This window comes from Virgibacillus phasianinus (genome assembly GCF_002216775.1).
GTDB lineage: Bacteria > Bacillota > Bacilli > Bacillales > Amphibacillaceae > Virgibacillus_F > Virgibacillus_F phasianinus.
This window is the reverse complement of the sequence record NZ_CP022315.1, coordinates 2,389,428-2,404,073: the sequence shown is the minus strand read 5'-3', so window position 1 is coordinate 2,404,073 and position 14,646 is coordinate 2,389,428. Positions and strand designations below refer to the sequence as shown.

Genomic DNA, 14,646 nt, shown 5'->3' with positions numbered 1-14,646 from the left:
GTTCGTACGGCTCCACAATTAGCTAGACTATATACCAGCCAATACCGATTGAACCCGACCCTAAATGGGTACCGATAACGGGGCCAAAATAACTGATTTGGCAATCAATTGAAGGATGTTTTTCTTCCAATTCCCGTTTCATTTCAAGCGCCTTTTGTTCGGCGTTTCCGTGAATGATTGCTACTTTTACTGGTTTCCCATTATTAATGTCTTCTTCCAATAAGCCGATAATTCTGTTCAACGCCTTTTTTCGAGTTCGGATTTTTTCAAAAGGAACAATTTGCTTATCGACAAAATGAAGAAGAGGCTTAATCTGCAATAAACTTCCTACAAGTACTTGCGCTCCATTTAATCGTCCGCCGCGCTGCAAATGGCTGAGATCGTCAACCATAAAGTATGCACACATGTTTTGTTTCATTTGCTCCAACCGATCAATGATAGCTCCAGGCAATGCATTCTCCCTTGCCATTTTTGCCGCCTCTAAAGCATAGAAACCCTGCGGTAAGCAACTAATTTCAGAATCAAATGGATAAACAGTTATTCCTTCTACCATCTTACCGGCACTAACAACTGCCTGATATGTACCACTTATACCACTTGAAAGATGAACAGATATAACTGCATCGTAATCCATTGCCAGCATTTCAAGTTTATCGATGATAGAACCAATAGAAGGCTGAGAAGTCTTGGGCAGGTTCTCAGATTGTTTTACCATATGATAGAATTCGCCGGTTGATAAATCAACTTCTTCCTGGTAGGACACTTCTCCAAAAACAACATTTAACGGGACCATATGAATCGATTCACTTTCCCGGATTTGTCTTGGAATATATGCTGTACTATCTGTCATTACAGCAATTTTCATACAAGTTCACCTCATAATTATCGATAAATATCCTAATATTTCATTAACAGTTTACATGATTTACATAGAAAAGTGCAACTCCTCAGGATAGAGAAATAAAAATATGCTTTGACGAATTATTCATCAAAGCATAGATTGATAAAAACATAGAAATGGATAAGGAACCAAAATTTAAATAGTTCTCCCGTTAAATTATCTCTACCCATCCTTTACGGATTGCCGATACAACAGCTTGTGTCCGATCATTTACATTCATTTTTTGAAGGATATTGCTTACGTGGTTTTTCACCGTCTTTTCACTGATATATAATGAATCAGCGACACCACGGTTGCTTTTCCCTTCAGCCAGCAGCTGCAGTACTTCACATTCACGACGCGTAAGCAAATGCAATGGTTTGCGGTAATCTGCTCCAAGTTCAGTGCGATTTGCAGGAACCTCTTTTGCAAGCCGGCGAAACTCTTGAACTAAATTATGGGTAACACGCGGGTGTAAATAGGATCCACCCTCGCTTACAACTTTAATTGCCTCAATTAATGAATCGGAATCCATCTCTTTCAATAAATAGCCCTGTGCACCAGTCTTTAATGCATGCGTAACATAACTTTCATCGTCATGAATGGATAAGATAATAACACTTGTATTCGGATGATGTCTAACGAGATTTGAGGTAGCCTGTACCCCGTTCATGTCAGGCATGTTAATGTCCATCAACACCACATCCGGCTTATATTTAGCCACTAATTGAGAAGCAACATTGCCATCGTCACCTTCTGCAATTATTTCAAAAGAAGATTCAAACTCCAATATGCGCTTAACCCCTTCTCGAAAAAGCTTATGATCATCTATTAACACAATTTTTGTAAGATCTTTTTTTACCATCAAATTTTGTTCCTCCTACAAGATTTCTATTTTTATCTTTCTCCCTATTACATATATGTCTTTTTCATACGGGTGTAACTTTCATCAATCAGGGATTTTTCTTTTCCTTACTGTGATGAACTTCTATTTATTTTAGTATAATTTCAGTATACATAAAGATTATGATTCGTGGTCTAGGAATTATTTCCTAACTTTCCTAAGTCTTATAATTCTGACTATAACACATATTACCAATGTTTACTATTCTTTATGTGGAACACTGATGATTATCGATGTACCTTCCTTGATCACGGAGTTAATTTTGAAACTGCCATCAAGCATGTCGACTCTCTCGCGCATCCCAATCAGACCAAAAGATTTATCCGTTTTTACGCTTGGATCAAAACCCTGTCCATTGTCTTTCACAATCATGACGATATTTTTCTTTTTTATTTCTAATTTAACGATAATATGTGTTGCTTCGGCATGCTTAATCGAGTTTTGTACGGCTTCCTGAACTAAGCGAAAAAAAGCCACCTCATACTTCTGGTTAAAACGACGTTCCTCGCCAACTGCTACAAATTCTATTTTGATTCCAGTATATTCTGCAACATTGGCAATATATTTTTTTAATGTTGGCACCAACCCTAAATCGTCCAGAGCCATTGGCCGTAAATCATAAATAATTCTGCGCACCTCATATAACGAAGTGCGGATCATTTTACGCATGCTGCTGATTTCTTTTCTGACGTGATCCATATCTCCCTCGCGAAACGTTCGATCAACAATTTCTGAACGAAGCAAGATATTCGCAAGCATTTGGGCAGGACCATCATGTATTTCCCGCGAGATTTTCCTTCTTTCCTCTTCTTGAGCCTCAATTATTTTTAAACCAAACTCATGTTTTTCTTTCGCATTTTCAATTAATTCATTTACTTGCTTAAAATCATCATTTAAATAGGTTAGGATAACTGTAATTTTGCCCGCTAATCCTTCAGCGCGGTTAATCGTCTGGTCTAATACAAGTAAACGGCGCTCCAATTCGTCGCGTTTTTCGCGCAAAGCAATTTCCTGCTGCTGGAGCATGGCAAGTTCAGTCTGCATGGCATGTGTATTCTCATACACTTCACGTATTTCAGATTCCGAATACCGTTCGAAATACTTACTTACCTCGGTGAGCTTCTTCTTAGAGAAACGCACCTTCTGTTCCAACCTGTCGCCATTATTAATATGTTCAATGACCTGATTTCTCGTTTCTAGTAATCCCTGGGTCAATAGTTCATATTCTTTTCGTGATTCTTCGCTAATGTTAAAGATTTCGTCTTTACTGTTTTCTACAACCTCGATCATTTCATCAACAACGCCATCAAGCACTTTTTCTGATGTCTTCATGACCATTTATCTCACCAACCTATGTGTATATATGTTCGAAATACAATACCTTTTTAGTAGGGTCTTTTAGCATACTTATTGGAATATTATTCTTTTTTTCTAGTTAATTTTTACCCATAGTTTTATTTGCACGAATACCTCAACTATTATAATCTAAGTTAAGGAGGTTACATAGAGAATGCTATCTAACTATTATACCATTAAAAAAGAAGGAACAAATCAATTTATCGTCCAAAAATCCCGATTTATTGGACACGTGAGCCGTGTAGAATCTGAAGATAAGGCCCAGGCTTTTATTGAAGAAATCAAGAAAAAACATCATGATGCAAATCATAACTGTTCGGCCTATATAATTGGTGAACATGATCAAATTCAAAAGGCAAATGATGACGGAGAACCAAGTGGTACGGCAGGTGTCCCCATTCTCGAGGTATTAAAAAAACAAAAACTGAAGGATACGGTAATTGTGGTTACACGTTATTTTGGCGGCATAAAGTTAGGCGCCGGCGGGTTAATCAGAGCCTATGGCGGTTCAGCTTCTGAAGTAATCAAATCGACTGGTGTGGTGGAACGCCAGCTGATGCAGGGAATGCAGTTAACTGTGGATTATGGCTTACTTGGAAAATTGGAAAATGTGTTTCGAACATCTGAACATGTACTGTCCAAAATAGATTACCTGGACCAGGTAATATTTCATATGTATGTAAGGACCAACGATGTATTAAAATTTAAAGAGTGGGTCGTTAATTTAACCAGTGATAACGTTCATATCGAGGATAAAGATCACGCTTACATCGAAATTGACCAGAAATAGAAAGAAGCTGGCCCTTCAGATGGGACAGCTTCTTTTTACATAGCTGATAACGCCGCTTCATCCGCAATTACCGTAACATGAATATGTTCTTTGAGAACTGACGCTGGAAAGTCTTCACTTATCTTACCATTTACAAGTCTGGATAACGCTTCAGCTTTTTTGTTTCCTGAAACAAGCACAATTATTTCCTTGCTCTCCAAAATTGTTTCTATCCCCATGGTGATGGCCTGTTCAGGTACATCATTATACGAATCGAAAAACCTTGCATTCGCCTGACGCGTTGATTCCGCTAAATCAACGATATGTGTTCTACTGTTGAATGAAGTACCGGGTTCATTAAATCCAATGTGTCCATTTGCCCCAAGCCCTAATATTTGCAGATCAATATTTCCATGTGAGCGAATTGATTTTTCATATTCCTGACATTCTTTCTTGATATCCAGTACATCCCCTTTTGGTACATGTACATTATCCATATTGACATCAATATACTGGAAAAGGTGGTTCTTCATATAATAATGATAGCTATTTGCGTTGCTTTTTGACAGGCCAATATATTCATCTAAATTAAAAGTAGTTGTATGTTTAAAAGAAACGTCACCTTTGCGGGATGTTTTAATTAATTCTTTATATAGCCCTTCCGGTGTGGATCCAGTGGCAAGACCAAGAACTGGATTATTCACCTTGTTCATCCGATCCACCAGTACCTGGCAGGCTTTATTGCTCATCTCATCATAATTTTTCACTTTCACTATATTCATAGAAAACTATTCCTCCTTAAATCCAATACTTCCCCGGCAAATCGTATAATGAATGGTTAATCCATCGTCAACAAGCAGAAGGTCTGCATCTTTGCCGACAGCGATGCTCCCTTTCATATGATAAAGCCCAATTTGTTTTGCAGGGTTCGTGGAAGCCATTTCGATAATGTCCTCCATTGCTACATGTGATAAATGCAGCATATTTTGAACTGCTTTATTCATTTTCAAAATACTTCCCGCAAGTGTTCCATCCTCCAGTAACGCGCGGTCAGCAGAAACCTTTACAGGTTGTCCACCTAACTCATAATTTCCCGGATTCAAGCATTTAGCTCGCATCGCATCCGTGATTAGAATAAGACGTTTGCTTCCCATTGTGTTATAAATTAATTGCATCATTTCAGGGGAAACATGAATGGTGTCCGCGATTAATTCGGCCCGTAATTCCGGAATCTGCAAGGCGGCCCCAACAACACCAATATCCCGGTGATGAATGCCTGACATTGCGTTGCAGATATGAGTAACTTGTTTCACTCCATATGTGACCGCTTGTTTCATTTCCGAAAATCCGCTTTTTGTATGTCCTGCTGAAACATTAACCCCATTTTTTATTAAGTATTGAATAAATCTGCCATCTGGATCATGCTCAGGAGCCATGGTTATCGTCTTAATTTTGTCCCCGGATGCCAGCTGCCATTTTTTAAACAGCTCGATATTGGGATCAACTATATATTCAATTGGCTGAGCACCGGCCCTGCTTCTTTCAATAAACGGTCCTTCCAGGTGTACCCCAATCACTTCCGCATGTCCGATTTTATTTGCATAGGCAGCAACATTTTTAAGTGCAGCCTCAATCTCCTGTTTAGACTGTGTGATGGTTGTTGCTAGAAAACTTGTCGTGCCTTCTTTAGGAAGAACCCCCGCTATTGCATCAAGGGCCGTTTCTGTCGCGTCCATCACGTCAGCTCCATTTGCCCCATGGATATGTCCATCAATAAAACCAGGAATCAGACTCTTCCCAGTTCCATCAATGATCACAGCATTTGCTGGAAAATCGGCAGGTACATCCTGTTTCTCATACACGGCTGTAATTTTGCCATTTACAGAAACTAAACTTGCCAGTTCCATTACCTTATTTTCTGTATAAATTTTTGTGTTTTTAATAACCAGTACCTTGTCTTTATTCATCCAGGTCATCCCTTTCCACCCATATACGTTAGCATATAAAGATATAGTTGTCTATACATTAAGGTAAGTATATACAACCTCCTGCATCTTTGATAAAATTTAGCTAAAGAATGGAATCAAGTGGGGGGAATAGAATGATTGACAAAAATTCGCCATTACCTATTTATTATCAGCTGGAGGAAGAAATTCGCCTGCTGATTCAAACGGAAAAATTAAGTCCTGGTGAATTATTACCTTCGGAGCGGGAGTATGCGGAGCGTTATAATATCAGCCGAATGACTGTAAGACAAGCGATCAACAACTTGGCTGCAGAGGGTCTGCTTTACCGGCAAAAAGGACGAGGTACCTTTGTTTCTGAAAAAAAGTTTGAACAGGATTTACAGGGATTAACGAGCTTCAGCGAAGATATGCGGGCAAGGGGCTTAACACCATCCAATAAGCTACTCAGTTTCCAAACACTTCATGCGAATGAGCGAATTGCGGAGTTGTTAAGATTAAATAAAAATGATGAAGTCTACGAAATAAAACGAATAAGATATGCAAATGAATCACCTGTAGCAGTAGAGACAATTTATACACCCAAACACTTAGTTGGTAACCTAACCGATGCCAATGTAGTAGAATCCTTCTACAAATATATTGAAACAAATTTAAACCTAAACATTTCTTACGGTGATCAGATGATCGAATCCGTTCTGGCAAATGAATTTGAAATTGAAAACCTCCATGTAAAGGCTGGCGACCCAGTATTATTAATTCAACGTATTACGTATTTATCTGATGAAAATGCGACACCACTTGAATATGTGAAATCAGCCTACCGTGCTGACAAATATAAATTCAAACTGCAAATGCGAAGGTAAGAAAATGCCCACCTACATCATTTAGGTGGGCATTTTTAATTCTTATTTTATTTCAACAATGCCTGTCCTGCCTAGTTCAATTGTTCCCGTTTGCAGCAGACTAACCTGCTCATTTTCTTCGAGGTTAGTAAACACGATAGGTGATATATGAGATGTTGCATTTTCTTTCATATAAGCTAGATCAACTCGAACGAGTATATCACCTTTTCTAACAATGTCACCTTCTTTTACATATACATCGAATCCTTGTCCATTTAACTCCACCGTGTCTAATCCAATATGCACTAATATTTCCAGACCGGATTCTGACCGAACCCCTATCGCATGTTTTGTCGGGAATACACTGATGATTTCACCATTCACTGGGGATGTATATGTGCCATCCTCAGGAGCAATTGCAAAGCCATCTCCCATCATTTTTTGTGAAAACACTTGATCCGGCACATCGGCAATAGACATAATTTCACCCTTAACCGGCATCGCAAAGGCTGCAGAATTAAACTCGTTTGCAGGCTTCGATGAAACAGGCGCCTCATTTTCAACTGAAGCTTTTTCATCTGCAGGGGCCTGCATATTTCCCTGATTCATTCTTTTTTGCATAGCGTCAGCTAAAAATTCAACAGTTGTCCCAACAATTACCTGTAAATTTTTCTTGTTTACCTTCATCACACCATTAGCACCTTGACGTTTCAACGCCTTTTCATCAACCTGATCCATATCATTCATTTGCAAGCGCAGTCTTGTCGCACAATAGTCCAGTGACTTAATATTTTCCGGGCCGCCTAATGCGTTTAAATAATGATACGCCTTTCCATCATAATCTTTGCGGCCCTTTCCAGTAGAAGGAGCTCCTGTTTGTTCATTTTCCTCTACATAAACTTCATCTTCATCCTCACGACCAGGTGTTTTAAGATTGAACTTTTTAATTAATACGTAGAAAATAATGAAATAGATAAATCCAAATACGATACCTTGCACGAGTAAGAGCAATGGTTTCGATGCAATTCCAAAGTTAAGCACATAATCGATAAGCCCCGCTGAGAAACCGAAGCCATCTTTAATTCCAAACCAGAATGAAACCATCATGGACAGTCCGGTTAGTATTGCATGAACGACGTATAGCAATGGACTTAAGAACATGAATGAATACTCAATCGGTTCTGTGATTCCCGTTAAAAAAGAAGTTAGTGCAATACTTCCAAGGAATCCTCCGACAGCTGCCTTACGATGTTTTTTCGCTGTTGCATACATCGCGAGACACGCACCAGGCAAACCAAACATCATGATTGGGAAGTACCCGGCCATAAAGAATCCTGCGTCGGGATCTCCGTTTAAAAATCGATTAATTTCCCCATGCCACGTATTTCCTGCAGCATCAACAAACGTTCCGAAGTCAAACCAAATTAACGTGTTCATAACATGATGTAACCCAATTGGAATTAACAAACGGTTAAAGAATCCATATGATCCAACCCCAATAGCACCTGAGTTGATAAACCAATTACCTAATGCATTAATTGCATCCTGGACAGGTCCCCATAATACACCTATTAATCCGGATACAATGACCATTAGCACCGATGTAACAATCGGCACAAATCGCTTTCCGCCAAAAAATGCTAAGAACTCTGGCAGCTGAATATCATGAAATTTATTATATAAATGCCCAGCAGCAATACCAGCAATAATCCCGGCTAGCACTCCAAGATTAAGATCACTATTAATTGCTTCATACCCATTTGTCAGAACTTGATAGCCAACAGCACCTGATAAGGCTGCAGCACCATTACCATCCTTTGAGAACCCAATGGCAATCCCAATAGCAAAAATAAGCCCTAAATGCTGTAAAATACCATTACCAGCAGCAGTTACAAATGGAATATTAAATACATCTTCTGCTCCCAGTCGAACCAGTAATGCAGCGGCAGGCAGCATTGCAATTGGAAGCATCAATGATTTTCCAAGACGTTGCAAATAACCTAACATTATATAGCACTCCCCTTCTTTATTTGAAAACGTTACCACCAAGGAGTATATCACCTTAACATATAGTTGTCTATACAACTTTGTCGAAAAAAATACATTTTGCTAGGAAAATGTATTTTTTGCTATACTTTTCTTTTTAAATGCGGCAAATAAAATGATTAAAATCAAAGCCGCTAACGCCCCTGACATATCCAGCCCTACATCACCTATATATGGTGTTCGATTCTGGGTGAATCCCTGGTGAAGTTCATCCAGAATAGCGTATAAACTTGTGAAAATGTATGAGAGTAATAATCTTTTCGAGGATGATACGCTCATCGTTTTCTTGCAAGCAACATAGAACAGGACCATCAATATGAAATAAACGGAAACATGTGCACCCTTCCTTACGAAGAATTCCACAAACCCTTCAATCCCAAGTGCATCAACACTCACCTCTGAATGATGATAATACAACGTAACATTCTCCACAAATGGAACTAGAAAGGAAAGATCTAATTTATTTGTCATAAATGGTTTAATATCCTGATCCTGGTATGGTGTGGCAGACGAGTAAAAAATAAGGCCCATCCAGCCAATTGGCAGGAGCCAATAATTAATTTTGGTCACATTTTCACCACACTTAAGAAAAGCGCAAGCGCCCCGTTTAGAAGCGGACGCATAAGCAAGGGGCCGTAGAACGCATGGGTTTAGCGTTCGTAGTGTCCATTGCTTATGACGGCAGCTTCTGGGCGCTGGAGCTAGACAGATTTTTATTTATGCTTTCTGATCTTTTAAAATAATAATCGATGCTGATATTTCTGCATGACCATTCGGTTATGTTCATCGGCACCTTCAAGGTTTCCACTCAAAAATACGGGTGGTTCTATTTGTTGCTCGGCTATTATTGTGATAGCCTCTGCAAAAACATGATTGATAATCGCTGAGCCAATTGTAGTAGAAACTGGTCCATAACTTACAGCAACATTTGAATGGTTTAACACAGCATCACCGATTGGCGCGTGGTTATCAATCACGATATCCGCCACGTCATGCAGATACTTGCCAAGCTGATGGCGCGATGGCTGACTTTTGGCATATGTAATAGAAGTAATACCAATGACTTTAGCGCCTTTTTCCTTGGCAATTAATGCAACGTCAACAGGCACGGGGTTTCTCCCGGAATTGGAAAATACCATCATCACATCACCCGATTGAATGTCCTGCTTTCCCATAAACAAGCGCGCATAATTGTTTTGTCGTTCCAGCTCAGATGACTGAATAGCTCCCTCATGCAACATTAGCGGCTCATGTAAAATCGGATGTACGGGGACTAGTCCACCCGCACGATAATAAGTTTCCTCCGTAAGCAGATGCGAGTGCCCACAACCGAATAAATGAATAACCCCTTCGTTAATTATCGAATTTGCTACACAGCCAGCTGCAGCATTCATCACCTTATTCTCTTGCTTTTCTACGATAGTAAGCAATTCCTGTATTTCTGAAAAATAATTCATTAGTTCACTTCGCTTTCTGTAAACAGTAAAGGCTGTTTTCTAAAAGATTATTATTTTGACACAAAACCTAGAAATAGAACGTAATTTTATATGAGTGTTAATCCACCGCTTAGGAAAAACACTACAAGGGTTTGTGGTATTTTAAATCAACTGCAACTGTGCAAATATCGCAAAAGTAAAAAACCGTATGCTGGTTCAGCACTACGGTCAAGACAAAATTAGTTATCCTGTTTTTTTCTCCATTTATTAAACTCGAGGTATTCTTTGAACTGTTCCTTTGTAACTCCTGATTCCATTGCTTCCTGCACTATTTTCAACCATTCACCATCAAGTTGGTCTATTGCATTTGCTTGATCCTCGCGCAGTATATCATTTACAGTGACACCTAATACAGCACCTATTTTCTCAATAAATTGGATTGACGGATTTGACTGGAGATTGCGTTCTATAGAGCTTAAGTATGATTTAGCTACACCAGCTTTCTCCGCAAGTTCAGATATGGACATTTTTTTATCTTGGCGCAGTTGTTTAATTTTTTCACCGATCAAAACGCACACCCACCTTCAGAGTGATTATATCACAAAAAAGTGTGTGGTTCTATATTAAGCACATTTTTAATTTCTATCTCTCTTCTTCCAGTGTTTTGCAAAGAAACATTCGAACCTCCTCTACTGTTATTCCGATGCTCTTTGCTTCCTGCAGCAACTCAACCCATTCACAATCAAGACCTGTTTCCTTCACCACTTTTATCATTGTTAGCCCCCGCCTTTTTTCCCTTCGTAACCCAGCCACCATAGCAGAGTTCGCCTTAGGTCTGTGGTTTTGCGTCCGTACTTTTCAGTAGGTTTGCCCTTTTCTGAGGAAACAATTTTTTATACTACTATTTTACTATAAGTAGAATTGGTATTGGGTGTCTTGTTTTGTCTAAAAGCAACTAGTTTTGTATATTACGCTCATTATATACTTAAAATTTCGAAAAGTCACTCCCAAAATAAGCATTTTTGCCTAGATTGTATATAAAACCCCAAAGTCAGTTTTTAACACCCTTATAATTAATTATAGTCCGCGGATTAGTCTATTAGTACTATTTTAATTACATTTTTTGTTCTCTTTAAAATCCACAAATGTATTTTATAAAGAACAATTACTTGTATTATAGGCTATCTATTCGTTTTATGAAAACCTCAAATATGAGCAAATACGTACCAAAAAATGTTCTTTTCTTCTAAAATCAATAAAATACACGCAATTATTTAGTCTCCTGTCTATTGTGTAAATTTTTAAATAATCCTAGTATAATATGACTAAAATTGATAGACGTGATGCGTTGAATTCGTTATAATTTAACCAAGCAATAAACCATATTGATCGAATATTAGAGGAGAATTTTATTGGATACAAGAACTGGAAAGCGTCAAACAAAGAAAAAACGTAAATGGCCTTATTGGGTTGGCGGAATCATTGTACTGTTAATCCTTGCAGTTGGTTTATATCTTTATTATTTATACGATAAAGTGGAAGACACTGTGGCAAATATGCACGAGCCACTGTCGCGGGATGCGGATCCTGACAGGCAGAAAGAATTGGAATCGATTGTAAAAAACAAAAAATCCATAAACGTATTGCTGCTTGGAGTGGATCAGCGGGAACATGATGTAGGTCGTTCGGATACGATGATTCTGATGTCCCTTAATCCGCGGACAAATAAGATGATTATGGTAAGTATCCCCCGTGATACATATGTAGAAATTCCGAGAAGAGGAATGGATAAAATTAATCACGCATATGCTTTCGGTGGTACAGATTTATCTGTTAAAACAGTTGAAAAGGCATTTGATATTCCCGTTCATTTTTATGTAAAGGTTAATATGGAAGGATTTAAACAGGGGATTGATGCCCTAGGTGGAGTAACTGTTAAAAACGACCAGGCATTTTCACAGGGTGGCGAAACTTTTAAAACAGGTTCCATCCACCTCAGTGGTGAAGAAGCTCTTAAGTATATCCGCATGCGCAAGGAAGATCCACGTGGTGATCTTGGACGAAATGAACGGCAGCGCAGTGTCATAAAAGCTGCGATGGACGAAGCCGCAAGTTTTTCCAGTATTACGAAGGTCAGCGACATTCTAAGTATTCTTGGCGGCAATGTAACTACAAACTTAAACATGGATAAAATGCAGACATTATTTACTGATTATCGTGATACAAGAAAAAATATCGAAACAATGGAAATCGGTGGTAGTGGCGATGTGATTAATGGAGTCTGGTATTATATTGTGCCGGAGCAAGAAATGGATCGAATTACACAGGCAATCAAGACAAACATGAAAGAAAATTAGCAGTATCGTGAAGTCATTCATAACATAGAATGACTTCTATCTTTATGTAAGGTGGGGTCTCTTATGAAAAAAGTGGTAGTTCTTTTATCTATCATGATTTGCATGCTTCTTGTTGCTTGTTCGAATGACGAAGTATCACCTAATGATCGATTTGATACATATGTTAAGAACTGGCATAAAAAAGATTTTGCGAAAATGTATGATATGCTTGCGGAAAAATCGAAATCAGCCTATCCGACGGAAGGGTATGTTGATCGTTACAAGAAAATATATAAGGATTTAGGCGTGTCTGATTTAAAAATCAATTATCAAAAATTAAATGAAAAGGAAGTAGAAAAAGCACTCGAGAAAGGAAAAGCAACTTATCCTTTTTCCGTTACTATGAACACCATTGCTGGGGAAATTTCATTTGATTATCAAGCAAAACTTGTTCAACAAGGCGAAGATGAAAAGAAAAACTGGTACGTAAAATGGAATCCGGGATTTATTTTTCCTGCGCTGAAGGAAGGCGGCGACATTAACATCCAGACAGAGCATCCAAGACGCGGAGAAATACTCGATCGGAATCGCCTACCTCTGGCGATCAATGATACCGTTTGGGAAGTTGGTATCATACCAAGTAAATTCGGTGATGACAAAGAAGCGAAAATAAAAGAAATCGCTGAATTGCTAGACATGGATCCAGCAACGATCAAAAGTAAATTAGATGCAGATTGGGTTAAACCAGATCTGTTTGTTCCAATTACAAAAGTTCCGCAAACAAAAAAAAATCTGGATAAATTGTGGGCTACAGGTCCTGTCGCCGGAAGAGAAGTAACCGGTCGTGTTTATCCGTACGGTGAATCAGCTGCCCATTTGGTTGGCTACATTGGTAAAATAACAGCAGAAGAACTTAAGAAAAAAGAAAACGGAACATATTCAGCGAATGATATGATTGGTAAGCGCGGGCTTGAGCAATTATATGACAAGAAGCTGCGCGGTGAAGAAGGTGTCAAAATTCTTGTCACCCAGGATGGGCAGGAAGATGTTGTGCTAGCAGAGAAACCCGTAAAAGATGGCGAAAACATTATGCTTACGATAGATGCTGAATTACAAAAGAACATTTATCAATCGTACAATGGTGAGGGTGGTACAACAGCGGCAATTGATCCGAAAACTGGTGAAGCACTAGCACTTGTCAGCAGTCCATCCTTTAACCCAAATGAATTTGTATATGGAATCTCACAATCAAAATTAAATGAATTACAAGAAGACCCGCTTCAACCGCTAATTAATAAATTTGCAGCGACCTATGTTCCAGGATCAGTTATTAAGCCAGTAACTGCCTCAATTGGCCTGCAAAGTGGTGACATAGATCCTAGTGAAGGCATTGAAATAAATGGACTAACGTGGAGTCCAGGAGAAGCATTTGGCGATTACAAAATTCACCGGGTCTCCGAATCGAACGGTCCAGTCGACCTTGCCGATGCGTTAATCCGATCTGACAATATTTATTTTGCGATGAAAACACTAGATATGGGAAGTGAAACATTTATTAATGGATTACACAAATTTGGGTTCGGTGAGGAAATTCCTTTTGCCTATCCAATTCAAACTTCCACGATTTCAACAGATGGTAAGCTGAATGAAAAAGTATTGCTGGCGAATTCCGGCTATGGACAGGGGGAAATGCAGATGAGTGCACTCCACCTTGCAGCTACCTATACACCGATACTGAATCAGGGTAATATGATCAAACCTATTTTATTAAAAGAAGAGGATCCCGGTCAGATTTGGAAAAAAGATTTAATAACGATGGATCAGGTAGCATTCCTGCAAGATACATTGCGAAAGGTTGTAACACTTGATAAAGGAACGGCTAATGACGCACAAAAAGCTGACTTCCCTATTTCTGGTAAAACAGGCACCGCTGAATTAAAGAAAACTAAGGATGAAAAATCCGGTCAGGAAAATGTCTGGTTTGTCGGATATCCGAGTGAATCCGAGGATATTCTGATTGCAATGATGATTGAGCATGCTGAAGATGAAAGCGGCAGTTCTTACGCCGTTAAAAAGGTAACAAAAATTCTAGCAGAATATAAATAACATA

At 38.8% G+C, this 14,646-nt stretch carries 14 protein-coding genes and 1 riboswitch; of the genes, 4 read left to right on the top strand and 10 right to left on the bottom strand.

What is annotated here, in order from left to right:
- Nucleotides 1–22 precede the first annotated feature (22 nt).
- The 3 genes from CFK37_RS11485 to CFK37_RS11475 all read right to left on the bottom strand — a co-directional run bounded on the left by CFK37_RS11485 (nucleotide 23) and on the right by CFK37_RS11475 (nucleotide 3,122).
- Nucleotides 23–865 (bottom strand): DegV family protein, encoded by an 843-nt coding sequence (locus CFK37_RS11485; protein WP_089061979.1) that lies wholly within the window; start codon nucleotides 863–865, stop codon nucleotides 23–25.
- A 187-nt stretch (nucleotides 866–1,052) separates the two neighbouring features.
- A complete protein-coding gene (locus CFK37_RS11480) occupies nucleotides 1,053–1,745 on the bottom strand; it encodes a response regulator (RefSeq protein ID WP_089061978.1) in 693 nt (230 codons plus the stop codon).
- A gap of 240 nt (nucleotides 1,746–1,985) precedes the next feature.
- A complete protein-coding gene (locus tag CFK37_RS11475; RefSeq protein WP_089061977.1) occupies nucleotides 1,986–3,122 on the bottom strand; it encodes a sensor histidine kinase in 1,137 nt (378 codons plus the stop codon).
- A 172-nt stretch (nucleotides 3,123–3,294) separates the two neighbouring features.
- Between CFK37_RS11475 and CFK37_RS11470 the strand changes: the two genes are divergently transcribed.
- The gene (locus CFK37_RS11470) at nucleotides 3,295–3,930 is read left to right on the top strand and encodes a YigZ family protein (RefSeq protein ID WP_089061976.1); all 636 of its coding nucleotides are present in this window, start codon (nucleotides 3,295–3,297) and stop codon (nucleotides 3,928–3,930) included.
- A 35-nt stretch (nucleotides 3,931–3,965) separates the two neighbouring features.
- Here CFK37_RS11470 and nagB read toward each other — a convergent pair whose 3' ends face one another.
- Entirely contained in the window at nucleotides 3,966–4,691 is a 726-nt protein-coding gene (gene nagB / locus CFK37_RS11465; RefSeq protein ID WP_089061975.1) for a glucosamine-6-phosphate deaminase, read from the bottom strand.
- Nucleotides 4,692–4,697: 6 nt separating this feature from the next.
- Nucleotides 4,698–5,876, bottom strand: a complete 1,179-nt coding sequence (gene nagA / locus CFK37_RS11460; RefSeq protein WP_089063641.1) for an N-acetylglucosamine-6-phosphate deacetylase — start codon at nucleotides 5,874–5,876, stop codon at nucleotides 4,698–4,700.
- A gap of 134 nt (nucleotides 5,877–6,010) precedes the next feature.
- On the opposite strand from nagA, the gene CFK37_RS11455 reads away from it, so the two are divergent.
- On the top strand, nucleotides 6,011–6,739 hold the full coding sequence (locus tag CFK37_RS11455) for a GntR family transcriptional regulator (RefSeq protein WP_089061974.1): 729 nt from the start codon (nucleotides 6,011–6,013) through the stop codon (nucleotides 6,737–6,739).
- 42 nt (nucleotides 6,740–6,781) lie between these two features.
- Here CFK37_RS11455 and nagE read toward each other — a convergent pair whose 3' ends face one another.
- The 5 genes from nagE to CFK37_RS11430 all read right to left on the bottom strand — a co-directional run bounded on the left by nagE (nucleotide 6,782) and on the right by CFK37_RS11430 (nucleotide 10,974).
- Nucleotides 6,782–8,725, bottom strand: a complete 1,944-nt coding sequence (gene nagE, locus CFK37_RS11450; RefSeq protein WP_089061973.1) for an N-acetylglucosamine-specific PTS transporter subunit IIBC — start codon at nucleotides 8,723–8,725, stop codon at nucleotides 6,782–6,784.
- Nucleotides 8,726–8,827: 102 nt separating this feature from the next.
- The gene (locus CFK37_RS11445) at nucleotides 8,828–9,334 is read right to left on the bottom strand and encodes a VanZ family protein (RefSeq protein WP_089061972.1); all 507 of its coding nucleotides are present in this window, start codon (nucleotides 9,332–9,334) and stop codon (nucleotides 8,828–8,830) included.
- Between the two features lie 164 nt (nucleotides 9,335–9,498).
- Entirely contained in the window at nucleotides 9,499–10,221 is a 723-nt protein-coding gene (locus tag CFK37_RS11440) for an SIS domain-containing protein (protein ID WP_089061971.1), read from the bottom strand.
- 218 nt (nucleotides 10,222–10,439) lie between these two features.
- Nucleotides 10,440–10,769, bottom strand: a complete 330-nt coding sequence (locus CFK37_RS11435; RefSeq protein WP_089061970.1) for a helix-turn-helix domain-containing protein — start codon at nucleotides 10,767–10,769, stop codon at nucleotides 10,440–10,442.
- A gap of 73 nt (nucleotides 10,770–10,842) precedes the next feature.
- A complete protein-coding gene (locus CFK37_RS11430; RefSeq protein WP_089061969.1) occupies nucleotides 10,843–10,974 on the bottom strand; it encodes an anti-repressor SinI family protein in 132 nt (43 codons plus the stop codon).
- Between the two features lie 22 nt (nucleotides 10,975–10,996).
- A riboswitch (cyclic di-GMP riboswitch) is annotated at nucleotides 10,997–11,082 on the bottom strand.
- Nucleotides 11,083–11,612: 530 nt separating this feature from the next.
- Between CFK37_RS11430 and CFK37_RS11425 the strand changes: the two genes are divergently transcribed.
- On the top strand, nucleotides 11,613–12,557 hold the full coding sequence (locus CFK37_RS11425) for an LCP family glycopolymer transferase (protein WP_089061968.1): 945 nt from the start codon (nucleotides 11,613–11,615) through the stop codon (nucleotides 12,555–12,557).
- Nucleotides 12,558–12,620: 63 nt separating this feature from the next.
- The gene (locus tag CFK37_RS11420) at nucleotides 12,621–14,642 is read left to right on the top strand and encodes a penicillin-binding transpeptidase domain-containing protein (RefSeq protein WP_089061967.1); all 2,022 of its coding nucleotides are present in this window, start codon (nucleotides 12,621–12,623) and stop codon (nucleotides 14,640–14,642) included.
- The last annotated feature ends 4 nt before the right edge of the window (nucleotides 14,643–14,646 follow it).